This window comes from Paraburkholderia sp. EG286A (genome assembly GCF_040965375.1).
Classification (GTDB): Bacteria; Pseudomonadota; Gammaproteobacteria; order Burkholderiales; family Burkholderiaceae; genus Paraburkholderia.
Map to the genome: position 1 here is coordinate 555,364 of NZ_JBFRCB010000005.1, position 24,120 is coordinate 579,483.

The 24,120-nt window shown below is 59.8% G+C and carries 19 protein-coding genes and 1 pseudogene; 8 read left to right on the top strand and 12 right to left on the bottom strand.

The genetic code is table 11. The features are described from left to right. Nucleotides 1–24: 24 nt before the first annotated feature. From iaaH to AB4Y35_RS25705, 9 genes are all read right to left on the bottom strand, one after another. On the bottom strand, nt 25–1,473 hold the full coding sequence (gene iaaH / locus AB4Y35_RS25665) for an indoleacetamide hydrolase (RefSeq protein ID WP_368706528.1): 1,449 nt from the start codon (nt 1,471–1,473) through the stop codon (nt 25–27). Between the two features lie 33 nt (nt 1,474–1,506). Then, complete coding sequence (locus AB4Y35_RS25670) at nt 1,507–2,247, bottom strand: aspartate/glutamate racemase family protein (RefSeq protein WP_368706529.1); 741 nt, start codon at nt 2,245–2,247, stop codon at nt 1,507–1,509. A gap of 49 nt (nt 2,248–2,296) precedes the next feature. Beyond that, entirely contained in the window at nt 2,297–3,625 is a 1,329-nt protein-coding gene (locus tag AB4Y35_RS25675; protein ID WP_368706530.1) for a M20 family metallopeptidase, read from the bottom strand. A gap of 9 nt (nt 3,626–3,634) precedes the next feature. Further along, nucleotides 3,635–4,660 (bottom strand): FAD-binding oxidoreductase, encoded by a 1,026-nt coding sequence (locus AB4Y35_RS25680; RefSeq protein ID WP_368706531.1) that lies wholly within the window; start codon nt 4,658–4,660, stop codon nt 3,635–3,637. Between the two features lie 35 nt (nt 4,661–4,695). After that, the gene (locus AB4Y35_RS25685; protein ID WP_368706532.1) at nt 4,696–6,102 is read right to left on the bottom strand and encodes an amidase; all 1,407 of its coding nucleotides are present in this window, start codon (nt 6,100–6,102) and stop codon (nt 4,696–4,698) included. Nucleotides 6,103–6,270: 168 nt separating this feature from the next. Next, the gene (locus AB4Y35_RS25690; protein ID WP_368706533.1) at nt 6,271–7,635 is read right to left on the bottom strand and encodes a Rieske 2Fe-2S domain-containing protein; all 1,365 of its coding nucleotides are present in this window, start codon (nt 7,633–7,635) and stop codon (nt 6,271–6,273) included. A gap of 476 nt (nt 7,636–8,111) precedes the next feature. Next, nucleotides 8,112–9,119, bottom strand: coding sequence for an AraC family transcriptional regulator (locus AB4Y35_RS25695; protein ID WP_368706534.1), 1,008 nt, complete (start codon nt 9,117–9,119; stop codon nt 8,112–8,114). Between the two features lie 69 nt (nt 9,120–9,188). Then, nucleotides 9,189–9,620: a hypothetical protein gene (locus AB4Y35_RS25700; protein WP_368706535.1), complete on the bottom strand. Its 432-nt coding sequence runs from the start codon at nt 9,618–9,620 to the stop codon at nt 9,189–9,191. A gap of 328 nt (nt 9,621–9,948) precedes the next feature. Next, nucleotides 9,949–10,527 carry a TetR/AcrR family transcriptional regulator gene (locus tag AB4Y35_RS25705; RefSeq protein ID WP_368706536.1) on the bottom strand — a complete coding sequence of 193 codons (579 nt, stop codon included), beginning with the start codon at nt 10,525–10,527 and terminating at the stop codon, nt 9,949–9,951. Between the two features lie 129 nt (nt 10,528–10,656). Here AB4Y35_RS25705 and AB4Y35_RS25710 point away from each other — a divergent pair, with 129 nt between their 5' ends. Beyond that, nucleotides 10,657–11,391: an SDR family NAD(P)-dependent oxidoreductase gene (locus tag AB4Y35_RS25710; RefSeq protein WP_368706760.1), complete on the top strand. Its 735-nt coding sequence runs from the start codon at nt 10,657–10,659 to the stop codon at nt 11,389–11,391. Nucleotides 11,392–11,710: 319 nt separating this feature from the next. Further along, nucleotides 11,711–11,975 (top strand): annotated as a pseudogene (locus AB4Y35_RS25715) (NADP oxidoreductase coenzyme); the annotation flags it as partial. Nucleotides 11,976–12,078: 103 nt separating this feature from the next. Here AB4Y35_RS25715 and AB4Y35_RS25720 read toward each other — a convergent pair. Together AB4Y35_RS25720 and argC are read right to left on the bottom strand one after the other, a co-directional pair. Continuing rightward, nucleotides 12,079–12,546 carry a CBS domain-containing protein gene (locus AB4Y35_RS25720; RefSeq protein ID WP_368706537.1) on the bottom strand — a complete coding sequence of 156 codons (468 nt, stop codon included), beginning with the start codon at nt 12,544–12,546 and terminating at the stop codon, nt 12,079–12,081. Between the two features lie 156 nt (nt 12,547–12,702). Then, nucleotides 12,703–13,632 (bottom strand): N-acetyl-gamma-glutamyl-phosphate reductase, encoded by a 930-nt coding sequence (gene argC, locus AB4Y35_RS25725; RefSeq protein ID WP_368706538.1) that lies wholly within the window; start codon nt 13,630–13,632, stop codon nt 12,703–12,705. Nucleotides 13,633–13,760: 128 nt separating this feature from the next. On the opposite strand from argC, the gene AB4Y35_RS25730 reads away from it, so the two are divergent. After that, on the top strand, nt 13,761–14,645 hold the full coding sequence (locus AB4Y35_RS25730) for a LysR family transcriptional regulator (RefSeq protein ID WP_368706539.1): 885 nt from the start codon (nt 13,761–13,763) through the stop codon (nt 14,643–14,645). 58 nt (nt 14,646–14,703) lie between these two features. Here the strand turns inward: AB4Y35_RS25730 and AB4Y35_RS25735 are convergent, their stop codons facing one another. Next, nucleotides 14,704–16,119, bottom strand: a complete 1,416-nt coding sequence (locus tag AB4Y35_RS25735; RefSeq protein ID WP_368706540.1) for an alpha/beta hydrolase family protein — start codon at nt 16,117–16,119, stop codon at nt 14,704–14,706. 586 nt (nt 16,120–16,705) lie between these two features. On the opposite strand from AB4Y35_RS25735, the gene AB4Y35_RS25740 reads away from it, so the two are divergent. From AB4Y35_RS25740 to AB4Y35_RS25760, 5 genes are all read left to right on the top strand, one after another. Further along, complete coding sequence (locus AB4Y35_RS25740) at nt 16,706–19,522, top strand: bifunctional YncE family protein/alkaline phosphatase family protein (protein WP_368706541.1); 2,817 nt, start codon at nt 16,706–16,708, stop codon at nt 19,520–19,522. Nucleotides 19,523–19,675: 153 nt separating this feature from the next. Beyond that, nucleotides 19,676–20,470: an energy transducer TonB gene (locus AB4Y35_RS25745; protein ID WP_368706542.1), complete on the top strand. Its 795-nt coding sequence runs from the start codon at nt 19,676–19,678 to the stop codon at nt 20,468–20,470. A gap of 25 nt (nt 20,471–20,495) precedes the next feature. Next, nucleotides 20,496–21,227, top strand: coding sequence for a MotA/TolQ/ExbB proton channel family protein (locus AB4Y35_RS25750; RefSeq protein WP_368706543.1), 732 nt, complete (start codon nt 20,496–20,498; stop codon nt 21,225–21,227). A gap of 15 nt (nt 21,228–21,242) precedes the next feature. Continuing rightward, the gene (locus AB4Y35_RS25755; RefSeq protein WP_368706544.1) at nt 21,243–21,659 is read left to right on the top strand and encodes an ExbD/TolR family protein; all 417 of its coding nucleotides are present in this window, start codon (nt 21,243–21,245) and stop codon (nt 21,657–21,659) included. 384 nt (nt 21,660–22,043) lie between these two features. After that, the gene (locus AB4Y35_RS25760; RefSeq protein ID WP_368706545.1) at nt 22,044–24,005 is read left to right on the top strand and encodes a TonB-dependent receptor; all 1,962 of its coding nucleotides are present in this window, start codon (nt 22,044–22,046) and stop codon (nt 24,003–24,005) included. Nucleotides 24,006–24,120 lie beyond the last annotated feature (115 nt).

Consider the following 24,120-nt stretch of genomic DNA (forward strand, 5'->3'; position numbering starts at 1 on the left):
GTTCAATCCTTGCAGAACCAACGGTCAGGGGCGCGCAATGCCGCCCAAAACGCCTTCCAGCAAAATGCCAATGGCGAGCAGTCGTCGATCCGAACCTTGCGGACCGTCGAACTCCATGCCAACCGGGAGCCCCGTTCGGGAACCCAGTCCTGCCGGAAGATTGAGGCCCGGAAGCCCGGCGCTCGCCATCGGCTCGGTGTTCTGGATCAGGCGCCGGAAGTTCTCTTCCTCATAAATGCTGTCGTCAGCATTGGGCGCCACGCACGCGGTAGTCGGGAAGATCAACGCATCCAGCTGATGCCGGGCAAACAGTTCTGCATACCTGGCCCGCAACTGATCACGTCCGCCGCCGGACTTTTGTGCCTGTTCGTACAGGGGTGTCACATCCATGAGTTCACCTGCGGCATTCGGGAACTTATTGGGCAGCACCCAGTTTTCATAGATCCACTTCACGTCTGGACTGTCGATCTTCCCGGCCAGTTTCTCGACCGTCATCGGATGACCGTTGTCCTTCAGGTACTGCTCCATACTGGATCTGGACTCGCCAACGACCGCCTGGAAGCCAACTGCATCGTTCAGTTCCATCAATCCGGTTTTGCCCAGATCGATGATGGTCACGCCCAACTGTGTGAGACGCGTCACCACAGCGCCCGCGACCTCGCGCGTGTCCGGATCGAGATTCGCCCAAAACTCGGCGGGAAGGCCCAGCCGTAGCTTCCTGAGTTCCACGTGGGGCAACGCGTACTCGTCGGAGATCACGCTGTCGAGGAGCGCCACGTCGTGCATGTTCAATGCCATGGGGCCCACGGTATCCCGCGTCCTCGCAATGGGGATCACGCCCAGCCCCGAGTAGCGACCCCACGTCGGACGCAGCGAAGCCACGCCATTGAGTGCGGGGGGAATGCGCATCGAGCCGCCTGTATCGGTTCCCAATGCCCCGAGTGCCATCCGCGCACCCAGCGCAGCGGCCGAGCCTGAGGACGAACCGCCGGCAATCCTGGTCTGGTCGTATGCGTTACGAACCCCACGGCCTGCGCCCGTATTGAAGGCGCCGTTGTAGCCCGTCGCCCCGTAGGCCAGCTCATGCATGTTGGTCTTGCCCAGCACGATGGCCCCTGCGTCCCGGAGCTTGCGCAAGGTCGGTGCATCCGTGACCGGCACGAAGTCCGCGAAAGCGGGACTGCCTGCGGTGCAGCGGATGCCCGCGCTATGAATGTTGTCCTTGACCACGATAGGGATGCCTGCCAAAGGCCCCAACGGAATCCCTGTCTGCCGTGCCTGATCAATAGCCGCCGCAGCCTTCAAAGCGCCCTCTGCATCCACGGTAACGAATGCATTCAGGGCTTTTCCTGCGTTGATACGTTCCAGACAGGCCAGTACCAACTGGGTACTCGTCACCGATCCGTCGCGAAACGCCTGAGCGGCGTCGGCCATCGTGAAATCGATGAACGGTTGATGTTTATCGTGGGTCATATCTAATCCTTAACGCAGGCATCCTTGACGGCTTTAGAAGCCGAACGCGGCATCCTTGTTCGTTTCCGGGCCCGGGAATGCGGTCTTGCTGTGGCACAGACCGAGATCGAGCAGCATTTCGCAATACTTGTATGCGACCACGCCTGGGTTCAGAACCGGTACGTTCAGGTGCCTCGCCAGGTATTCGTGCGACTGATGCATCGTGGTGGAACCCAGGACCAGCACGTCCGCACCGTCTTCTTCGACTGCCTTCCTGCCCGCCTCGACCAGGGCCGCGAATACCATGTCTTCCTTGCCCTGCAGCAGTTCCTGTGTATCCGGGCGAACGCCGATGTCACGAATCGAGGCGAGACGATGCTCCAGGCCGTATTCCTTCGTCGTCTTTTTGTACAGTGCGTGCCACTGCGGCCACATCGTCAGGACGCTGAACTTGTGACCCAGCGAGCACGCGAGATGGAACGACGTGATAGCGGGGGCCATCACCGGAATCGACAGACGCGAGCGGAGCGCGTAGAGGCCCGAATCGGAAACCGTGTTGATACACACGGCATCGAAGCCCTGCTCCTCAGCCTTGATGCCCGCCTGAATCACAGCCATCTCCATGACTGCCATGTCGAGGTACGAATCCGCGAGCGTCATGACCTGACCGGCGCCTACGAATTCGACTTCGATGTCTGCGCGCTGCATCGAAGGCGGCAGTTGCGATTCCACCAGCGGACGAGTCGCCTCGCTCATCGGCACCGGGAAAATCATCTTGATGCGCTTCTTGCTCATGTCAGTCTCCTTCCTTGCTTTCTGGTTATGGAACTACGACCACAGAAACTCAAAGGCCAAGCTCGCTCCGGTCGCGGGTAAGCGTGTCGATCGCCGCATACAGGATTTTTTCGGCGCAGGGCATCAGGTCCGGAACATAGGTGGCGCCCATGCCGCCCAGACCCTCGGCAACCGGTACCGGAGCGCCCTGAGCCGGCCACGGCCAACCGATGCGAGCAGTCGGCACACCATAACGACGCAGCGCCGCACCGTCGGTTTGACCGGCCAGCATGTCGGGTACGCCATGCGGACGTCCCTCGATGTGCTCCCAGCCGCGCTTCGCCGACTGGATAATCCAGTTCTCCGGATCCGTGGTGCCGCCCGGGACCGAGCCGTACATTTCCCAGTCCATCGTGATTTCCGGATGGCGAGTCTTTACGTCCTGGATAAAGTTCGCGAACTGTGCCTTGACATCAGCGGGGCTCGTCCGGGGATTCACGCGAACGTCGAAGAAAATCTCCGTGACTGCGGACGGGAACGCAGGCCTTTCGATCTGACCGCCACGAACGCCCGCAATCCAGCCATGGGGCTCGATAACGCCCGACGTATTGCGTTTCGTATATTCGGGAAGCCAGGCTTGCAGCGCCTGGATCACCGTGGCAGCGGGAACCACCGACGAACGGAAACCCGGCACGTCGTGCGGGATACCCGCATAGCCCATCGTGCCCTTGACCGTGATCTTGAACCACGCCATACCCGGTTCTTCGTGATAGACCCAGTTCCACGGCTTCATGATGATTGCGAAATCGGGGTACATGCCACGATTCAGCAGATTGATCACGCCATTCGACATGCCCGAATGACGCTCCTTGATGTCAACGGGCATTCCGCCGTCGGCCATACCGACAAGCAGATTGCCCTTCAGCGGAATACCCGTTTCCAGCACCGCCGTTGCCACTTCAACGTGCGTGGCGATCATGCCCTTCGGATTCGAAGCGCCGAGGCCGAACACCCAGTCTTCGATTTGCCTGGCGTGCGGCTGCAAATCCGCTTCTTGACCGGGGCCCGAAAGAATCTCTTCTTCCCTGGTGCGATCCAGGTGAGTGTCGATAGGCGCATAAAGCAGCAACGACGCGCCGCCGCCGGTGCCCCGGTGTTCACCCATAACCGAACGACTGATGGCCGAGTTGTCATGCGTTTTCGTACGCAGCCCGATCAACTCCATGTGACGCTGCATATAGTCAGCAGCTTCACGCGTGGAACCCGTAGGACTGTGTATGTCCGTCAGCTCGAACAGCAGTTTTTGAAGACGCTTCGAACTCAGGTTGGCCTTGGCCTTTTCGTACCATTCGGTCTGCTGAGCCGAAAACGGCATTTGCTTCGTAGGATTGAATTGCATGCCCATTCCTCAATTCGATGCAACAAACTGCTCTGCGAAAATCAATTCCGGCTTCATGCCCAACTCGATCAGACGCGTGGTCGCCGCGTCGATCATCGGCTGCGGACCGCACAGATAAGCCACCGTGTTCGGATCCGTCACATCGCCTTCCTTGAGGGCCGAGACCGGCGATCCTTCATGCAGGCCTTCCGTGGCGTGGCGATCCACGCAGATGCGGGTCTTCAACGTCGGCAGCCAGTGCTGGCGTAGTTCCATGTCATCCAGCGCAAACAGCGCTTCAGGGACCGCGCAACCAAACGAGAGCAGCATCGGCGGCTTCTTGCCAGATGCCTGCCTCAGGCCGTCGATCATCGACAGGATCGGAGCCAGACCCGTTCCACCGGCAACGAAGATGTGCGGCGCACGACGATGCTCTTCACGCAGGAAGAACGCGCCATAGGGGCCCTTCATCGTCAGAACCTGGTCCACTTGCGCCTCGTTTTCGAGGAACGTGGACATCGCGCCATTGGGCAGCAGCCGGACCAGAAATTCCATCTTCGGCAGAGTCAGCGACGTAGACGACGGGCTGTAGCTGCGGAGAACACCCAGACCTGGTACCGTGATCTGCATGAACTGCCCGGACCTGAATTCGAGCCAGTTGCCTTCGGCCAGCTCGACAGTCAAACGCATGACGTTGGGCGCGATACGCTCCACGGAGTCGATGAAGACCTTCACCTCCTGGGCGACCGACGAGCCGACTTCCGAACCGTATGCGACGTTGAATGAACAATCCGATTCGGCCTTCGTCACGCAGAGCAGCCAGTTTCCTTCTGCGTATTCCGAAGCCAGGAGCGTCGAACTGGCACCGGGGATCGTCACGGCCTCTCCTTCCGCGAGCTTGCACGTGCACGACGCGCAGGCACCGGCCTTGCACTGATACAGCACGGGCACTTCGGCCTTGATTGCGGCTTCGAGAATGTTTTCACCCGACCCGGCGGCAAATGTACGGCTCACGCCATCTGCGAAGTGAATGGTTACCTGATGAGCTTGGGTCATGACTTAATCCGCAAAATAAACACTTTCAATATCCATCAAGCCAACCCAGGCGGGACCTGACGATGCCAATCACTATGGCGCTGCAATACCATGCCGACCATACACAGCAGATCGTCTTGATACTTGCGGCCAATGAGTTGCCCACCGATGGGCAATCCTTGCGCGGTAAATCCGATGGGTACCGACAATGCGGGGTGTCCCGAGGCGTTGAACGGCGACGTGAACTGAATCAGGCGCCGGTTAGCCTCAGGATCCGAAGCCAAACCTGCCAACTGTTCATACGTCGGTGCCGCGTAGGGCTGCACCGGAGCCAATACGGCATCCACTTCTGTGAATACCGCATCCATCTCGCGGGTGAACTGCTGGGCATCACGAATGATGCGCTCGTAGTCCACAGCCTTCAGTTCCCGCCCTTGATCGATCAAACGGGCCAGTGCGGGACCGTATTCAGCGGCCTTGTCGGGATACGTCGCTTCATGAGCAACAGCCGTTTGAACCCCGCAGTGATGCTCCCAGTTGGAACTGGTCGCCCGTGTATCCGGAACCTTGATGCTCTTGATTTCGCCACCGGCCTCAGCAAGGATGACCTTGACCTGCTGAATCGCGCGCTGAATCACGGGATCGACGCCATCCGAAATCCACGCTTCGTCCAGGCCGATTCGCAATCCCTTGAAGCCCTTCAGGAAATTATCGAATCGTTGCTCGTCGATGGTGGCAAGCAGTCGTTGCGTATCGTGACCACCAATGATTGCGAGAAGGAGCAGCACATCACGGGCCGAGCGAGCCATGGGGCCCACGTGATCCAGCGACGCAGCCAGTTCCATCGTGCCCTTACGGCTGATCGTGCCGTAAGTGGTTTTCAATCCAGTCAGATTGTTCGCGGCACTGGGGAACCGCACCGAGCCACCCGTATCGGAACCGAGCGTGCCGTAGCACAGACGAGCCGCAGTAGCGACACCGCAACCCGAGGAGCTCGCACCACACCAGTGTGCGGCGCCCCACGGATTAACGGGATCAGGAATCGTCGGATGGTGGATGGCAAAGGCACCTTCCGTCATTTGCAGCTTGCCCAGCATCACCGACCCTGCATCTTGCAGGCGCTGCACGACCGTCGCGTTTTCCGTGGGTACGCGCTGTGCATGGATCGGCATGCCACCGGCAGTCACGATGCCCTTGGTATCGAACAAATCTTTGACTGCAAGCGGAATACCGTGCAGGGGACTCCTTACGTCTCCTGCCTGAATCTCCTTCTCTGCTTGCTCAGCCTGCTTCAATGCCAGCTCAGGGGTGACACGGGCATAGCTATGCAATTTCGCGTCCAGTGCTTCCACGCGGGCCAGAATCGCCCTGGTGACTTCTACCGGACTGATCTTGCCGCTGCGAATCTGCAACGACAGGTCGTAGATTTCGAAATCAGGCAGGTCGCGTGGAAGGCTGCTCATGACGGATACGGGTAATAAATTTAGTTAGGTCCAGGCCTGATGGCACACAGAGACGAGAATGGAGACCGATAGGATGACGAATCGATCTCCCTCCTCGTAACCGGACATCAGGATGCTGCAAGGTGCCAAGGGGAACTGACAGGCACCCCGGCGAGTGCCGATCAAGCTTTAGAACCAGACTTGATCCACAAAGTACGCCGGGCGCTTGCCATCCGCGAGATCCTTGAGGCGCGTGCTATGAGTCTTCACTGCACCGTAGACGCCCTTGCCAGGCTTCGCGATACCCCGGTTGTGGCGCGAAGCGAGCTTGCGCCACGTGACCGGAGAGATGTCGGTCGACACCAGTTGCTCGTCGTCCCAGCCCGTGCCGTCCGCGTAGAAGTGCTGCATACCTTCGCGGGCGTAGAGGTCGCAGTCGTTGAAGCCGTGCAGGCACAGTTCCTTGTATACGCGGTCAAAGCGGTACTTGAACTTCTTGCGATCTTCTTCGGTCGGGCAGATGCGGACCAACACTTCCCAGTACTCGTGCAGATCGTCCGTGATCGGAACGTACCATTCGTACTGAACGACGTGCTCTTCCGGCCAGTTTTCGACCATGAGCACACCCGGGAGGACCACCGACGTGCGATAGAAGCGACCGTTCAGGTTGTCGATCTTGAGGCCCAGTTCCTTGTTTTCCAGCACCGGTTGCCACTTGTCCGTGAACAGCCATTGCATCATGCCCTTCGGACCATTTTCGTCTTCAATGACCTGAATGCAGTCGTCCGAGACCGGCAGAATGCCCAGCGGGAGCACCCAGTCGTTCACGTGAACGATGGAGTTGTCCTTGTGAACCAGGATGTGTGCGTTGTCGAAGCCGTTTTCGCACGCGATACGCCAGTTGCCGAAGCCCGTGCGGTGCATCCCGTGCGCGACTGCGTTGTCGTCCAGGATCGATGGCGTGTCCGGCCACAGCGGGTGCGGGAAGCGCTCGTTGTTTTCCGGGAAGCGGAACGGCAGGTCATCCGACAGCGGGGGAACGTCTTCGAGCGGGAAGTCGTCTTCACGAACGAACACGAAGATCATGCCCGCGACTTCCTGAACCGGGTACGTCGTGATACCGGTCGTGCCGATCAGTTTGTCCTCCGGATTGGCAACGATGGTCGAGAGCTTGCCGTCGTCCAGATTGAACGTGAAGCCGTGGTACCAGCACGTGATCGTTTCCTTGTTGAAGCACATCGGCTTCTCGGAAAGACGAATGCCACGGTGAACGCACTGATCCTTGACTGCGTAGACCTTGCCGTCGACGCGTCGCAGCACGATGGGCACGCCGGCGATCATGATGCCCTTGATGCCCGTCTGGAGTTCTTCTTCGTTCTCGGTCGTGGTTTCCACCAGCTCCTTGCTGAACATCGCCGGATACCAGTGGTTGATGAAGCCCCAAGCTGCGTCCTTGTAGGGCTGGTATTGCGATTGCGACTTTGCATCGTTGTAGCGCGAATCGCTGATCGAATGCTGCGCTACGCGACGACGAACAACAGTTTGGTCCGACATCTGTCTGTCTCCTCAGAGGGGGCTAGCCCTTGTAAAGGGGGTAATTTTTTGCGCACCAGGTAAGGCAGTGACCGCAGGACAAATCGTATTACCCGACCGCGTACTCGACACTCCAATGACTACGAGCCCTATCCCATCTGTGCATTCAATATGCGTTTCGAGGGTTTATCCCTACAAACACAAACGGGGCTCCTGAGAGCCCCGTCTGGGTTAGCGTTTGATTTTATCAGCTATTAAATTCGTAGTCCTTTTCGTCTATGGCGTGGCGAAATTCCCACGGTGAAGGACCAGCGGGGTCGCTCCATTCTCAGTTCAGCGTTGTCGAGGTAACAAGGGGGCAAGCGTTCGGATCATCGAAAGCATTGGAGAGCCGGCGCACGATTTCCGGATTCTGGCCGCACTCGGTGAAGATCTTCAGTTGCCGCTCAGGCGGGGGGGGCCAGGTGCGAGTTCGCGACGCTCCCCTGCTTACCGGCTTAACGAGCTAGTGTTTCGCTAGGGGTCTCGCCAAACCAACGTTTGTAATAGGTGGTGAAGTGACCTAGATGGGCAAAACCCCACTGATACGCTACTGCCGTCACCGTTGTATTTCTTGGATCTGACTTCAACAACTGCTCACGCACCCGACTGAGCCGGATGCTCTTCAGCAGATGCATGGGTGATGTATTCCGGTACTTTCTAAAGCCTGTGTATAACGAACTGGTGCTGACCCCTACGTGCTCCGCAATGGTTCCCACCGTAATAGGCTCATGCGCCCGCTCCTCGATGAAAATCTCTGCCTTCCTGATAAACGCCGGAGTCACGGAGCGCGACCGATCTTCGTTAAGTGCCAGACTATGATTGCTTGCTTGACTGATGAGCAGCAGCGAGCCGATCATGTGCTCGATTTGCGCCGCCAACAGCGGCGATGACGACGGCGTACCGTCCAGGTAATCGAAGAGCCACTGCATGGTGGAAGCCCACCGTCTGCCGGCAGCGGAATCGAGCGGCATTGCAGTATCGAATTCCACCCGGGTTTGCGCATCATTGCCGAGATGCTGCCAACACAGGCGCTCTACCAAACCGCGATCAATACGGAGAATCAGCTTTTCGGTGCCCGTCGTGTGAACGATTTCATGTTGTTGCCCGGCATTAAGAATCGAACCTACCGTAGGCGATGAACTGACGGACTGATTGCCATTGGTGATATGCTCACCACCACTGAGTGGCACCTGTACTAAATAAAAATCATCAAATGTAGTCGGTCGAATCCTGAGTTCGCCGCCATAACTCATTCGTCCAATGCCGATTGATCCGTACTTTCGATACATTAGACGCGCATCGAGTTCACCACGCACGTCAATATTTCGAAGTTCGTTTTCGCAGAATGTACGCGTGCCCCAATCTCTGGCCTGTTCTATATCCCGGGTCCGAAATAACCCGACATCGGCTGAGGGACTAGAGTTGTCGTTAGCCTCAGAATGCAACTCCTCTTTTAGTTTCATTGGCTTTATAACTCAGAAGTATTCAGCTACCGGGGATCAGGACTAGATTGCTGGAGAAGTATACATTCCTTAAAACAACCCACCCATACGTGTCTCCCCTACCGGCAACGCGAACTGGCCCTGATCAATTGCGGAGGTCGAATTCGACTGCTTACGCAATGCAAATTTCTGAATTTTCTGGCGAAGAATTGGGTACTTTACAAAGACGAACCGCCCTGGGAACCTTGATCGAAGCCAGCAGTGAGCGGCCGTGAGCGACGATTTCGTCGGGCGTGCGTTCCACGTGGGGTCGGAGTTCAATAAGGGCACAAGGAACCCCACCCCACTTCGGACATCGGCAGTCAGAACACCTGTGCGGAACCATCCGCCAGCGCCCCCCTCTTCTGGCGCCTTTTTATTCTTGTGGCCATAGACGTCGGACGTGCGAACCTGGAGGTCCACCGGGGCCAGCGGGGTGTAGTTGGCATTGCAACGCTGCAATCCATCTTCATACATGTGCATTCGCACCGTCTCCGTCGATTTTTGACTGCTCTCTTGAATGCCTTGATCGCGCTCAAGATTGTTGCACGCAGACTATTCCAACCCCACCTGGTGAACTATCCAATTCGTGCACAGACTATCCCGATACTGCAAGAACCGTAGCCCACGACTGCGTCAACGCTGAGCAAGAAGGGGCAAGGGTGAAGACTTGAATTCACAACTCGACCTATTTCGACTCGCCGGCGCGATAGCGGTCGGCTGCCGACGCACGAGACGGCGGGCCGGCACTGACGCCATTAACCGCAAATCTGCGACATCTCGGCCCCGCGCATCCGATCGCCGATCCGGCTCAACACCTTGCCTTCCTGACATCGCCGCGCGTCCGCTCGGACAGAATGGCGCTCGCAATGACCTGAAAGAGATGATCGGCCCGTGGTGCGAATGAGGGTTGGTCACCGAGCCAGCCGAGCGCCGACATCAGGGCGAACAGGTCGTCGCCATTCACATCGGCACGCGCGAATCCCTCGGCCTGAGCACGGCGCAGCAGCCGCTCGCCCGCTGAGTGCACCGCTGTACATGAAGCGTAAAGCGCGGAGTCCGGGGTCGCGTGGGCGCTCGCCATCAACGCGACAACGCCGCTATAGCTATGAACGAATGCCACCCCTTCGCGAAACCAGGACACGAGCGCTTCGTCAGGTGGATTCGACGTTTCGAGTTCAACTGCCTTCTGCGTCAGCGCGTCCAGATTCTCTCGCAGCAACGCTTCGAACAAGGCCTCTCGAGTGGGGAAATGACGAAACAGCGTGGCCAACCCGACGTCGGCCCGGCGGGCGATATCTCGCATGGACGCATCGGCGCCATGCTCGGTGACGACGTCCCGCGCGATTGCTAGTAGATGGTCGTAATTTTTTCTGGCGTCGGCCCGCATAGTTTTCTTGACAAGTGGATCAGTGATCCGTATCTTCGGAATCGGGATGTGGATCAGTGATCCACAAGATACAGCGGATTTGTGCAAATGGGAACAGAGACGCTGTCCGACACCACGAAAGGAGCCAATATGGGAAAGCTCGAGGGTAAGGTTGCAGTCATCACCGGTGGTTCGAGCGGCATGGCGCTGGCAAGCGCCAAGCGGTTCGTTGAAGAAGGCGCCTATGTTTTCATCACGGGCCGGCGGCAGGAAACGCTGGACGAAGCCGTCGAGTTGATTGGCCGGAACGTCACCGGCGTGCGCGGCGACGCCGCCAATCTCGACGATCTCGACCGCTTGTTCGCTACCGTCAAGCGGGAAAAGGGCAAGATCGACGTCCTGTATGCGAGCGCCGGCTGGGGCGAAGCCGTCCCACTGGGCGAGATTACCGAGCAGCACTTCGATGCGATCTTCGACCTGAATACGCGCGGCACGCTGTTTACGGTTCAGAAGGCGTTGCCGCTGTTCAACGATGGCGGATCGATCTTCATGACCGGGTCAGTTGCTTCGGTAAAAGGCTTTCCTGGTTACGGCGTGTATGCGGCGAGCAAGGCGGCGTTGCACTCATTCGCACGCACCTGGCTCAACGAGCTGAAGGGCAGGAATATCCGCGTGAACGTGCTGAGCCCGGGGCCGATCGCGACACCGATGCAGGACCAGATTCTCGACGAGGCGGCGAAGCGGATGTTCGAATCCGTGATTCCGCGGGGAAAGATGGGGCGTCCCGAGGAAATTGCGACGGTCGCGCTGTTTCTTGCTTCAGACGATTCGAGCTTCGTGAATGGGGTGGAGTTGTCCGTCGACGGCGGCTTGTCGGCCATCTGAAATCGCGCCGTAAAGCTGCAAGTGAGTGATCCAGATTGTGTAGATAAATATGGATTCCTGATCAATAAGCGGAATTGGATTTGATGATTGTCCAGCGGCTATTGTCACGCCCGCTCGCGCTGCCTTCGCTGCAAACGGCGGGAGCGCGCCTCCGCGCATCTGGTATGGCCCGCGTCGCGCATCGCGCGCGGCGGGCCTCCAAACGCGGATAACAGTCCCGCTCGCCCGGTTACCCATTGAACTGGGTTCCTGGTTGATCAAAACGTCCCCTGAATGGAGAGTTCGCATGAGCTATTCGATTATTGGCTTTGGCGCCGTGTTTACGGGCGCAACATTCGTGAAGGGCTTTAACCATCTGCCCGCTGCCGCTCTGGCCGCTGATCCGAACGTGAATGGCGGCAGCCGCGTCGTGTTTCTGTCGAGCGATGACGAAAACGCGGTGACGCCGGTCGCCGCTTTGGCCGAACAGATCGGATTCGCGCCGATTGCGCCAGGACCGCTCAAGGACGGCGGCTCGCTTGTCCAGGCCAAGGGGAATAGCTGAGTCTCAACTGATCTTCAAGGATCTCGTCAAGTTCAAATAGCTGCGCGTTGCGACAAAGTCAGATCGGCCACGCGCATCGCTAAATGCGTGCTGGTGATCTGACCGAGATTCAGCTGGCGCCTCCCTGGCCGCCCGCGAGTGGTTTAATAGGCGCCACCCGTGTCGACGGTCAGGTAGAGCATGTCATGCTCGAGAATGCTGATGAAATGTTCGTCTTCCTGGATCAATTCTTCGAGGACATCGCTATTGGATAGCACGCCGATTACCTTTCCCGAATCGATGACCGGCAGATGCCGGATCCGCCTCGTATGCATCAACGCCAGGCACCGGTCACAGGTATGTTCGGGCGTGACGTAAAGCACCTCGGTGGTCATGATCTCGCCGACCTTCGTCTCTGCCGCGTTGCGCCCGGCCAGTTCGACCTTGCGCGCGTAATCGCGCTGAGACAGGATGCCGACAAGATTGCTGCTCTGCAGCACCAGCACGGTGGTGACATCCTTATCGGCCATCAGACGCAGCGCCGTCAGCACTGAGTCCGCGGGGCCGACCGAGATCACCTCCCGGGGGTTCCCGGACAGAATTTGCCGGGCGGTTTTTCGCTCCTTTTTCATGGTCGTCTCCTGTAGAAGACTGGCAGTTGCGCGCCGACGCCATCAGTCGGCTCACAACGAAAGGGTACGCTCCTTCGCGTCGCTACAGGAAGGTCTGCTGCCGGGAAAACCACGGGAGATCTCAGCGTCGAAAACGGAAACTCAAGCGGTCAGCCACTATTGCCGCGTGAGCATGAGGTTCAGGTTCTGAACCGCCGCTCCGGATGCGCCTTTGCCAAGATTGTCGAAAACCGCCGACAGCAGGACGTGCCCGTGTTCCTCGTCGTGAAATACGCTTAAGTGCATGTCGTTCGTACCGTTCAGCACTTGCGGATCCAGCTGTTTTAAGGCGCTCGATTCGTGCAGCGGCAGGACTCGTACGTGAGTTGCCTCGGCATAGTGGCGTGCGAGGCATGCGTGTAGCGTGGCGCCATCCACGCCGGGTGCCAGCAGCCGCAACGCCAGCGGCACCGTCAGCACGATGCCCTGGCGGAACGCGCCGTACGCAGGAACGAAAATGGGACGCTGCGCAAGCGCGGCGTGCTGCTGGATCTCCGGCGTGTGCTTGTGCGCGAGTTCCAGGCCATAGACCTGGTATGAAGGTGCGTTGGCGGCGCCCGTCCCCTCATATTCCTCCACGCCGGCACGCCCGCGTCCGGAGTAGCCGGATACCGCATGAATGCTGATCGGGTAATCGCCCGGTATGAGCCCGGCCTGCACCAACGGACGCAGCAGGCCAACTGCACCGGTCGGATAGCAACCAGGATTGGTGACCCGACTTGCGTTCGCAATCTGCTCAGCCTGCCCCGGCGTCATTTCCGGAAAACCGTAAGTCCAGTCCGGCTGGGTGCGGTGGGCGGAGCTAGCGTCGATCACGCGGACGTCAGGATTGACAATGGCGCCCACTGCCTCACGCGCGGCGGCATCCGGCAAACAGAGGATGGCGATGTCGCAGGCGTTGATGGCTTCTGCGCGACGCCGCGAATCTTTGCGCTCCGCAGCGGCAAGCGTGAACAGTCTGATGTCGGTCCGGTTGCGCAGCCGGTCGTGGATTTGCAGACCGGTGGTGCCTTGGTCGCCGTCGATGAAAACTACGGGAGAGCTCATACGTGGATGACTCCGCTGACTGGGGATTGGAACAGGAAAACGAACCCGTATGTTGCGCGGACCGATAGAATAGGGAAAGTTGAATTTCATAACGCAATAATTCAGTTTTTCTGAATCTGGACGCCGTCATGCGAGAGATCAGTCTGGACCGCTTGCGCACTCTGGTCGCCGTTGCCGACCGAGGTTCATTTGCCGATGCGGCGCGTGCATTGCACCTGGCGCCGCCAACGGTCAGCCTCCACATCGCCGAACTCGAAGACCGCATTGGGGCTCCACTCCTGTTACGCAAGCGCGGGCATGTGGGGCCGACGTCTATCGGCGAGGTGCTGGTGGAGCGCGCGCGCCGACTGCTGGCCGACGCGGAGCAGGCGTTGGACGATATTCAACGCCAGGTAGAGGGGCTCGAAGGGCGTGCGCGTCTCGGCGCGTCCACAGGCGTGATCGCGCACCTGCTGCCGCAAGCGCTCGAAGTCCTGCGCGAGCACCATCCCGCGATCGACATTCAGATTGCAGTGCTGACGTCGCAAGAAACCTTGTCCCGGCTGGTGGATGGAACGCTGGATATCGGGCTGGTCGCGCTGCCCCAGCCCCCGGTGGCCGGACTCGTGATAAAGCCCTGGCGCCGCGACCCTGTGATGGCCTTTGTGCCGGCGCATTGGCGGTCGCCGGCCCGCGTTACCCCTGAATGGCTCGCCGCCCAGCCTCTCATTCTCAATGACGCGACCACGCGTCTCTCGCGTCTGACTGCGGAGTGGTTCGCGAACGGCGGGCAGCATCCTGAGCCGCGCATTCAGCTCAACTACAACGACGCGATCAAGAGTCTGGTAGCGGCAGGTTACGGCGCAGCGCTGTTGCCCCATGAGGCCACTACGCCATTACCGGACAGTCGCATTGTCATGCGTCCGCTGCGCCCGGCGTTGTGGCGACGGCTCGGGATTGCACATCGTGCGGGGTACGTCGAGCGTTCCACGCAACACGTACTGGATGTGTTGTGGGATTTGCGATTGGCGTAGGCGTCGCCATTTGTCGCTCAGATTCCATTTTCGCTGAAAATGCCGCTGAATGTGCGGACTACCTGGCGGCCCATACAACATCGCCGTCCACCGAATAAATCCGGCATTCCTCGTGGCCGTTTGCACACTGCACCAAAGCCGCATTGATCGAATCGACCCCGGACGCCTGCCCCCACCCGCCATCGCGCGCGATCGCAAATGCCCGCGGTCGTGTCGCAGCCAGATAACGTGTATAGGCCTGCCGCCCATCGGCATGTAGCCAGGGCACCGCGTTGACGTCCTGAAGCGATGCGAAATTCGTGGGGGGCGGAGCCGATTCTTGACGCGGCCACACCACGGTATTGTCGACCGCGTAGAGCTGGCAATACTGCGAGACCTTCCAGCACTGCCGCATCGCGCTGCGCGCAGGATCGAAGCCACCGGAAGCCCACATGCCGCTCGTGCTGCCGATAGCGATAGCTTTAGGCGGCGGCGCCGCCAGATAGCTCGCAAAGAGTGCGGTCTTCTGCCGTGCGTTGAGATAGGGAACTGCGCTGAAGTCGTTGATGCTCGCATAGCCGCTGGCCTTCGGCTCAGGACGAGGAAGGTACTCTGGATTGACTTCGTTGCCCGGCATGCCGATGCTCCGCAGGAAGGCGTCGGCCTTCGCGACCCATAGCGGAAGCCCCGCACCTGAGGCCGTCATGGCGTGAGCGTCCTTCTGGAAGTCGCCATAGTCCACCAGTTGCGCGTGGCCGCCAGCAGCCGTGTAGTGGGCATACATGCCTTTCCACGTCGCTGTAGAGAAAGTCTGGTCGTTGTCGCCGTAGAACCAGATCGATGGCAAGCGCGTGCGCGAGCCGAGGTCGCCGGCAGCCGTAATCAGACTTTCGTCGGGCTTGCCGCAATCGCCCTCTTTCACGCCACCAGCGAAATTGAGCAGTCCCTTCACGTCCGCAGGATTCTGTGCGCCGAATACGAGCGTACTCCAGCCCCCCATGCTCTTGCCCGCGACGACGATCTGGCTGGCGTCGATGCCCGGGATGTCCTTCACATCATCGAGCACCTTGCGAATGTCCTTGGCGGCATCGTTGCCGATCGCAAGTACGTCGCAACCGTGCGGCGTCAGATGGCCCCACGAATGGGCGTAGCCGCGTTGCATCGGCATGGCGACGGCGTAGCCGCGCGAGAGGAAGTACCACGGTATGAATTGATCGCCCACGCGCGGCGCGTTCATGGGGTCGTGTGAAGCGCCGTGATTGATAAGCGCGAGCGGAAAGGGACCGCCGCCAGCAGAGTGCGCGGGCATATACACCGTCACTTCCAGTGTGACTAGCGGCGACGATTGAACGGGGACACGAACAATTTTCTCGTTGAGCGGCGCCTCGGGTTCGACTGCGCCGTGGTCCGCCGACCATGCGGCCTGCGGCAGCGCGGCAAGCAAAACGAAAGCACTATGAAGAAAGGAAAGAGAAAGCTTTAGGCGTAGCGGCATCTATTCTTTTTTGTTTAGGGAATTCGCTGCGGGCCGCCCTTACGGCAACGCGTCGGTACGTCGTGATCAACGGCACATCACAGAAAAAAAAACTTTAAGAATTGACCCTACATGTCCTCGATCTGCGCACGCACGGGCCCCGCATGCAAGTAAACAGCTATCCCATGCATCAAAGCATCCGCGCACCTTGCTTGCGAACGCAACGAGACGGTGGCGGCCTCTACAACCTTCACCTATCTGTCATCGAACCTGGCAAATAACTGACGAAGCAATAAAGAACGATTCGCATTCTGAATATCCACGCTCAAATCATGTCATTCGATTGACATTCGAAACTGACTAAATGTTACCTGGCTGAAAGCGCCGGGATGGCGCCACTGCAATACATCCCACCTGATCCAATCGCTGGCACGTCTCCGCAATCAGGGGCAACAGACCTGACAAATGATTCCGTTTGAATCGAATTTGGCGTTTCTGTTTTGATTATCTGGAGAGAACCAAAATGAATCGTAACGTCGTTCAATCTGCCTTAGCATTAGGATTACTGACTAGCTGTATTGCATTTGCAGCACCGCCGCAGGGCAACATGGAACTTCTGCCGACGGGCCAGTTCATCTCCCCGAGAGCCATTCCGGGCGCTGTGCAGCAGTTGCTCAACCCGCAACTCGCGGCAAAGCCGACCCAGGTCGTCAGCGGCGCCATCCGCTCGCAACTCAGCCCGGACGGTAACACGCTCGCCGTGATTACGGCGGGCTACAACACCGTCTACACGGGCGCCAGCAACAGCACGCTCGACAAGAACGACTCGACCCAGTACATCTTCATCTACGACGTGTCGGGCGCCAACAAGGCCAATCCGAAGTTCGTCCAGGCCATCCACCAGAACAACGCGTTCGATGGCCTCGTCTGGAATGGAAACCAGACCCTGTACGGCACCGGCGGCGCCGACGACGCGGTCTACGTGTACAGCCGCCCGTCGGCTCTTCCGTCGGCCCAATGGTCACAGACCGCAGCCATCGCCCTGAATCACAGCAAGGGGATCGGCAACGGTGTGAAGCCGAATGCCGGTGGTCTCGCACTCTCCGGCAATGGCCGGATCCTCGTCGTTGCCAACAACTACAACGACTCGATCACCATCATCGACACGACGACGAACACGGTCACGTCGGAATATGATCTGCGCCCGTTCAACACGTCGGGCACGCAAGGCGCCGCAGGTGGCGAATACCCGTGGGCCGTTTCGCTGAAATCCGACGACACCGCGTTCATCTCGTCGGTGCGGGACCGTGAAGTCGTGGTGCTGAACCTGTCGAACCCGGCCGCCCCGCAATTCATCACTCGCATCCCGGTGAAAGGCAATGCCTACGGCATGACCCTCTCGCCGGATCAGTCGAAGCTCTACGTCGCGGTGGCGAACACCGACCAGGTTGCGGTCGTCAATACCGCCAGCCACCGGGTCGAGAGGACGATCGACATCGCCAGCCAGTCCGGCGACGGCGACGGCGATGGCGACGATCAGGGCCACGGCAACAACAAGAAGTACAGCGGCCGCGACACGGTGAACGTGACCGTGTCACGCGACGGCAGAACCCTGTATGCGGTCAACAACGGCGACAACTCGATCGCCGTGATCTCGCTCGATGGCGACGAAGGCTACCACGTCACCGGCCTCATCCCGACCGCCTATGCGCCCAAGGACATCACGCTGAGCGCCGACGGGTCGCAGATGTACATCATCAACGGCAAGTCGAACACCGGCCCGAACCCGCTGTACACCTCGGGCACCTCGGCCCAGTACCAGTTCGGTCTCGAGCAGAGCAGCCTCGTGAGCGCACCGGTCCCGCGGGGCGATGTGCTTGCCCGGTTGACCAGCCAGGTCGCTGAAAACAATCACTACTCGGTGAGAGAGTCGGAAAGCGATCGCCAGACGATGCATTTCCTGCGTAATCACATCAAGCATGTGATCTACGTCGTCAAGGAAAATCGCACCTTCGACCAGATTCTCGGCGACCTCGGCAACGGCTCGAACGGCGATCCCTCGCTGACGATGTACGGCAAGTCCACCACGCCGAACTTCCACAATATCGCCGGCAACTTCGTCACGATCGACAACTTCACCGATCCGGGCGATGGCTCCATGGACGGCTGGTCGTGGGTGCAGCATGCGCACGTCACGCCGACCGAGGAGGTTTCGCAGCAGGAGAACTACGCTGGCGTGAGCCGCGGCATGTCGTATGAGTCCGAAGGCGCCAACCGCGGTCTGCCGGTCGGCCTCGCCACGACTGCCATGCGCGACACCGCCTCGGGCGGCGCCTACTCCACGGTTACGTCGTCGCTGCCGGGCGGCACGGCCAACGCGCTGCCGGGGATCGCCGATATCTCGGTGCCGGATGCCCCGTTCGGCTATCAGAAAGCGAGCATCTACGACGCGGTGCTGCAAGCCGGCGGTACGGTTCGCAACTACGGCGGCATGGTCAACAATACCGGCTCGATCGGCACGATCGCCAGCCCCCTCCTCACCCCGTTTGCCTCCGGCAATATTCAGGTCTACCCGCTCAAGCCGTCGCTCGTCACCCTGACGGACCCGTACTATCGCGGCTTCGATCAGGCCTATCCGGACACGTTCCGCGAACTCGAATGGAACCGCGAGTTCCAGCAGTACGTCGCGAACGGCCATCTCCCGTCGTTTGAATTCGTCCGCATGGGTTCCGATCACACCGGCAGCTACGCGCAGAACGTCGGCCAGATGGGCACCGCTGAGCAGGAGCAGGCGGACAACGACTTCGCGGTGGGCAAGCTGATCGAGACGGTCGCGCACAGCCCGTACGCGAAGAGCACGCTGATCGTGGTGGTCGAGGACGACTCGCAGGCCGGCTCCGATCACATCGACTCGCACCGTGCTCCGGCCTATGTCGTTGGCGCGTATGTGAAGAAGAACGCCGTGGTCAGCACCGCCTACAGCCAGGTCAACGCAGTCCGTACCATGGAAGACGTGCTCGGCACCCAGCACATCGACCTGAACACGGCGTATGCGCAACCGATGGCCGACGTCTTCGACACCGGCTCGGACGGTTCGTGGACCTACACCGCCGTTGCGTCGACGATCCTGAAGGGCACGAACGTGGGCAACGTGGCGACCGGCCCGACCTCGGGCGGCAACGACGGCAACCAGTATGCACAGGGTCCGGACATTCATCCGCTGCATGACGCGACCTACTGGGCGAACGCGACGAAGGGCTTCGACTTCTCCAGGGAAGATCGCGTTCCGCCGGAAGTGTTCAACCGCGTACTGTGGGCGGGCGTGATGGGCAACAAGCCGTATCCGGAGCCGCACTCGGTCTATACGAAGCCCACGACCGATGGCGCGAAGACGGTCGCTGCCGCTGACGACGATGACGATTGAGCGAATCACGTCGTCCGGACGTTGCGTTGACGGGGTCGTGACGTCCGCTGCGCCAGGCGCACAGTAGCTGGCATCGGTGGGCGGCTGTCCTTGGGGGCAGCCGCCGCCCGCTGACATCGACGCTCTGCGCAGACGTTCGATAAAGCGAACCGCTTGAACCGGATCTACCGCATGCAGATTTCGCCGCCTTTTATTGCCGATCGCGAGCCCGCATCGCCCAACAGACTGAACGTCCGCGCAACGAGCGCCATCGTTGTCGTCGCTGCCATTCACGTGGCGCTTTTCGCGGTGGTGCTGAGCGGTCGCAACGACCCTGTGCCGCCGCCCGCCGAGCCGCGCACGATCACGGCCGAACTGCTGAGTCCCGCGCCGGTTACGGCATCCGCCGTCGTCCAGTCGCCTCCTTCCCGGATCGAGCACCGTGCGACATCCTCCGACATTGCGAAGCCAAAGGCGCAGTCGCAAAATATCAGGAAAACGAATCATGTGACGACGCTGCATGAAACCATGGCCCCATCACCGCGCAGGCTTGCTGCAACCGAACCCGTGGCGGCACAGTCGAGCGCCACCGCCTCCTCGACACCAGCAGCAACCGTGGCCGCCGCACCGGAAGCCGCCGCATCGTCGCCCGATGCCGTCTCCGCCCGGCCGACAATCGCACTGGCCGCTCCGCAGGACATCTCGCATCTGCATTGCAGCATCGCACAGCCGCCCTACCCGGCGCTCTCGCAACGACGCGGCGAAACAGGTTCGGTGATGGTGAAATTCATCGTGGGACTGACGGGGCAGCCCGAATCCGTGGAACTGAAAAGCGGCAGTGGACACAGCCGCCTCGACGAAGCGGCGCTTGCCGCCGTGCGCGACAGCACGTGCCAGCCGTATCTCGAGAACGGTACGCCGCGCCGCGTGCCGACGTCTGTTCCTTTCGTATTCGCCCTGAACAACTAGCGCGGACGTTTATAGGGAACCCGCCATGCAAAACTATGGTATTTCGCATTTCCTGGCTGCCGGAGACTTCGTGTCGCGCGGCATCGCGCTCGCACTGCTGGTCATGTCGGTGCTCTCATGGAGCGTGATCATCGTCAAGGGTTGGAATGTCATCCGACTCAAAAAACTGGCCCGTGACATCGATCAGACAATCGCACAACTCGACGATTTCACGGACAGAGCCTTGCAATCGGAAAGCCGCGCAAGCACGGCGCGGGAAAACCCGTTTCTCGCGCTCGCGCTGGCCGGCAAGGAGGCCGCCGTTCATCATCGCAGCACGCAACCGCTTTTGCGCGAACGCATGGACGTGTCGGACTGGATAACGCGCTGTCTGAAAGACACGATGGACGAGAGTGTCGCCCAGATGCAGGGCGGTCTCTCGATCCTGGCATCGATCGGCAGCACCGCGCCGTTCGTCGGGTTGCTGGGTACGGTGTGGGGCATCTATCACGCCATGCTGGCAGTTGGCGCGACAGGCGAGTCGTCGATCGACCAGGTCGCGGGCCCGGTCGGTGAAGCGCTGATCATGACGGCGTTCGGCCTCTTCGTCGCCATTCCCGCTGTGCTGGGCTACAACGCGCTGACGCGCGCCAACAAGTCGCTCGCCGGCAAGCTGAGGCGGTTTGCGCATCGGCTGCACGCGTACTTCGTGACCGGTTCGAGCCTTTCGCCGGCGGTCCACGACAGCGGCCTGCGGCTCGCGACCGGCAGCGACTGACCTCGAGATACGGCAATGGCCATAACCCCGTTCAGTGACGACGAAGACGATGGGCTGATGGGCGAAATCAACATGACGCCGCTCGTCGACGTCATGCTGGTTTTGCTGATCGTCTTCATGGTGACGATCCCTGCGCTGCGCCATGCGGTGAAAGTGGAACTGCCACACGCAAGCAGCCAGAAGGAGGACGCAAAGGCGGCGCAGGTCAATGTGTCGATTGAGGCCAATGGCACCGTGCTATGGGACGGGCAGCCAGTAGCACCCAACGCGTTGCGCACGAAGATCGCCGCGGCGGCACACGAGAATCCTCTGCCGGAACTGCGGCTTGGCGCAGATCGCAAGGTGGCCTACGAAGCGGTGGCACAGGTGATGTCCGCTGCCTATGCAGGCGGCCTGACGAAGATCGGATTCGTCACCGAGCCCAAACCATAGACCATTGCTTCGCCAACCTGCTTCGAGGTAGCGGGCGGGCCGTTCGTAAAACGGCTCTCCCGTTGTCTATTTGCAGCTTACATATGCAAGTCATTTGCATTCAAGAATATAGGGGGCGACGAACTATCAGAAATCCCCAAAAACAGGATGACGTTAATGAAATCGTCCCCGTCTCGCATCGCAATCGCCGTATCGGTTGCGTTTACAACGCTGTCTTTTTCCAGTGCAGCGAAAGCTCAACAGGCCCAGCAAACGCAAACGCCATCGACACTGGATACGGTCGTTGTTCGCGCAACCAGACCGACGACCGCGCCCGACAACGTCAACGATCCTGACCAGACTGCAGACGTCAGCAAGACCGGAACCCCGATCGGCGACCTGCCCATGACGGTGCAGGAAATCCCCAGCGGGCTGCTCAAGGAGCAAGGCGCCACGAAGCTACAGCAGAGCCTCAGCAACGCCACCGGGGTGAACTCCGGCGGACCGGATGCCAAGGGCTTCTTCGATCACTTCATGATCCGCGGCCTCCAGGCCCAGATCTACACCGACGGGTTTTCCGATGGCGATCAGGTCAACGGCGTTTCGCATTCGCTGAACGGCGTCGAACGTATCGAGGTTCTCGAAGGACCGGGTTCGTCACTCTTCGGCAGTGGCCCGCCGGGCGGCACGATCAATATCGTCCATTACACGCCGTCTCCCACGCTTCAGTATGGCGGCAGCGTCCAGGCCGGTTCATTCGGCACGGTCTGGGGCAGCGCGTATGTCACGGGGCCGACCGGCCTCTCCGGTTTGAACTATCGTGTCGACGCGACGGGTGCAAGATCGGACGGCTACCGCAGCTTGTCGTACTGGGACAAGAAGATCCGTCCTGCAGTCGAATGGAAAGTCGGCAACCACAAGATCGACTTTTCGCTCGAGGCGCAGGACTCCCGCTCGACGCCAGATTCGTACGGCATCATCTATTACAACGGCACTCCCATCCGGAACGTCCCGTTCGACGCGAAGTATTCGACGCCGTTCGCCTATGCGCGCGCAAGTTACGTTCGCCCGACCCTCACCGACGAGTGGAAGGTCAACGACGTGCTGACGATCAACAACCGGCTGTCGTTCCTGCACCGCTCGCTTGAATTCTTTGGCAATGGGGATAGTTCGAAGACGAAGGTGGTCGGCAACGAGGTCGTCAACCGGCAGTTGCGCCAGCAGAACGATTCGGACAATACGCTCGACTATCAGCTCGAACCGGTGTGGAAGTTCGCAACGGGCAGCGTCAAGCACACGCTGCTGACCGGCTTCGAATACCAGCATCAGACCATCAATACCGATCGCTCCACGGCGGACCTTCCGAATATCGAAGATGTGTTCGCACCGGTGCCGCCCGAAACGTCGCTTGCGAGCCTGCATTTCCTTTGTGATGCGAAGCATTCGTGCGACAACGATCATCTGGTTGCGAACTTCTACAGCCTGTACGCCACCGATCAGGTGGATGCGACCAGCAAGCTGAAGATACGCGTCGGTGTGCGAAAGGACTGGTGGCAAACGTCGCTGACACCGAATATCACCGTGCCCGGCCGGGTGGACAACGAAGGCGTACCGATACTGGCGGGCAATACTTACTCGCGCAACGATGCGCCGGTGAGCTGGAATATCGGCGCGCTTTACAAGCTCACGCCGTGGATGTCGCCGTATTTCGGTATATCGAAAAGCTATCTGACGAACTTCAACTCGGAGAATACGCAGACGGGCATCGGCGCGCCTGAATCGGCGCTGCAGTACGAGGTAGGCGTCAAGTTTTCATTCCTCGACGGCCAATACGTGCTGAACACGGCACTCTTCGACGTATCGCGCGACAACGTGGCGACGCCGACGACCGTCAACAACATCGAAACCGTCGTGTACGACAGCCAGCGCACACAAGGCGGCGAGGCGTCTCTCGACGCAGGCATCACGGATCACTGGCACGTGATCGCCAATTTCACGGCTCAGCACGCCTATGTCACGAGCAATCCCCAAGGGATAACGGCGGTCGGCCACCGTCCGCAGGACGTGCCCGCGTTCATGGCGAATCTGTGGTCTACCTACACATTCGCGATCGCAGGCCATCCCGGGTTTCACGTCGGAGCGGGCATCAATTACATGAGCAAGGTATACAGCGATATCTCGAACATCAATTCGGTGCCGTCCTATGTCATCGCCAACGCGGCGTTCGGCTATCAGGCGAACCACTGGGGCGTGGATCTCAATGTCCACAATCTGACTAACCGCCGCTACTTCATCGCCGCCAATGAGGCCGGCGCCTATCTCGGCGAGCCCCTTAGCGCGTACGTTACCCTGCATGCCGATTTTTGAGGGAGATCTACGCCAGCGGCGGGGACCCATCTCGATCGACTGCTCGTACGATGGGTTGGCTTCTCAGCCGAAAACCAGCGCGCCGCCGGCGCAGTTCACGGCGCAATTGGCAGAG

Excerpts from the sequence above, each read along its gene's own strand:
- iaaH (WP_368706528.1), bottom strand. The coding sequence starts at position 1,473 with ATGACCCACGATAAACATCAACCGTTCATCGATTTCACGATGGCCGAC.
- AB4Y35_RS25670 (WP_368706529.1), bottom strand. The coding sequence starts at position 2,247 with ATGAGCAAGAAGCGCATCAAGATGATTTTCCCGGTGCCGATGAGCGAG.
- AB4Y35_RS25675 (WP_368706530.1), bottom strand. The coding sequence starts at position 3,625 with ATGCAATTCAATCCTACGAAGCAAATGCCGTTTTCGGCTCAGCAGACC.
- AB4Y35_RS25680 (WP_368706531.1), bottom strand. The coding sequence starts at position 4,660 with ATGACCCAAGCTCATCAGGTAACCATTCACTTCGCAGATGGCGTGAGC.
- AB4Y35_RS25685 (WP_368706532.1), bottom strand. The coding sequence starts at position 6,102 with ATGAGCAGCCTTCCACGCGACCTGCCTGATTTCGAAATCTACGACCTG.
- AB4Y35_RS25690 (WP_368706533.1), bottom strand. The coding sequence starts at position 7,635 with ATGTCGGACCAAACTGTTGTTCGTCGTCGCGTAGCGCAGCATTCGATC.
- AB4Y35_RS25695 (WP_368706534.1), bottom strand. The coding sequence starts at position 9,119 with ATGAAACTAAAAGAGGAGTTGCATTCTGAGGCTAACGACAACTCTAGT.
- AB4Y35_RS25700 (WP_368706535.1), bottom strand. The coding sequence starts at position 9,620 with ATGCACATGTATGAAGATGGATTGCAGCGTTGCAATGCCAACTACACC.
- AB4Y35_RS25705 (WP_368706536.1), bottom strand. The coding sequence starts at position 10,527 with ATGCGGGCCGACGCCAGAAAAAATTACGACCATCTACTAGCAATCGCG.
- AB4Y35_RS25710 (WP_368706760.1), top strand. The coding sequence starts at position 10,657 with ATGGGAAAGCTCGAGGGTAAGGTTGCAGTCATCACCGGTGGTTCGAGC.
- AB4Y35_RS25720 (WP_368706537.1), bottom strand. The coding sequence starts at position 12,546 with ATGAAAAAGGAGCGAAAAACCGCCCGGCAAATTCTGTCCGGGAACCCC.
- argC (WP_368706538.1), bottom strand. The coding sequence starts at position 13,632 with ATGAGCTCTCCCGTAGTTTTCATCGACGGCGACCAAGGCACCACCGGT.
- AB4Y35_RS25730 (WP_368706539.1), top strand. The coding sequence starts at position 13,761 with ATGCGAGAGATCAGTCTGGACCGCTTGCGCACTCTGGTCGCCGTTGCC.
- AB4Y35_RS25735 (WP_368706540.1), bottom strand. The coding sequence starts at position 16,119 with ATGCCGCTACGCCTAAAGCTTTCTCTTTCCTTTCTTCATAGTGCTTTC.
- AB4Y35_RS25740 (WP_368706541.1), top strand. The coding sequence starts at position 16,706 with ATGGAACTTCTGCCGACGGGCCAGTTCATCTCCCCGAGAGCCATTCCG.
- AB4Y35_RS25750 (WP_368706543.1), top strand. The coding sequence starts at position 20,496 with ATGCAAAACTATGGTATTTCGCATTTCCTGGCTGCCGGAGACTTCGTG.
- AB4Y35_RS25755 (WP_368706544.1), top strand. The coding sequence starts at position 21,243 with ATGGCCATAACCCCGTTCAGTGACGACGAAGACGATGGGCTGATGGGC.
- AB4Y35_RS25760 (WP_368706545.1), top strand. The coding sequence starts at position 22,044 with ATGACGGTGCAGGAAATCCCCAGCGGGCTGCTCAAGGAGCAAGGCGCC.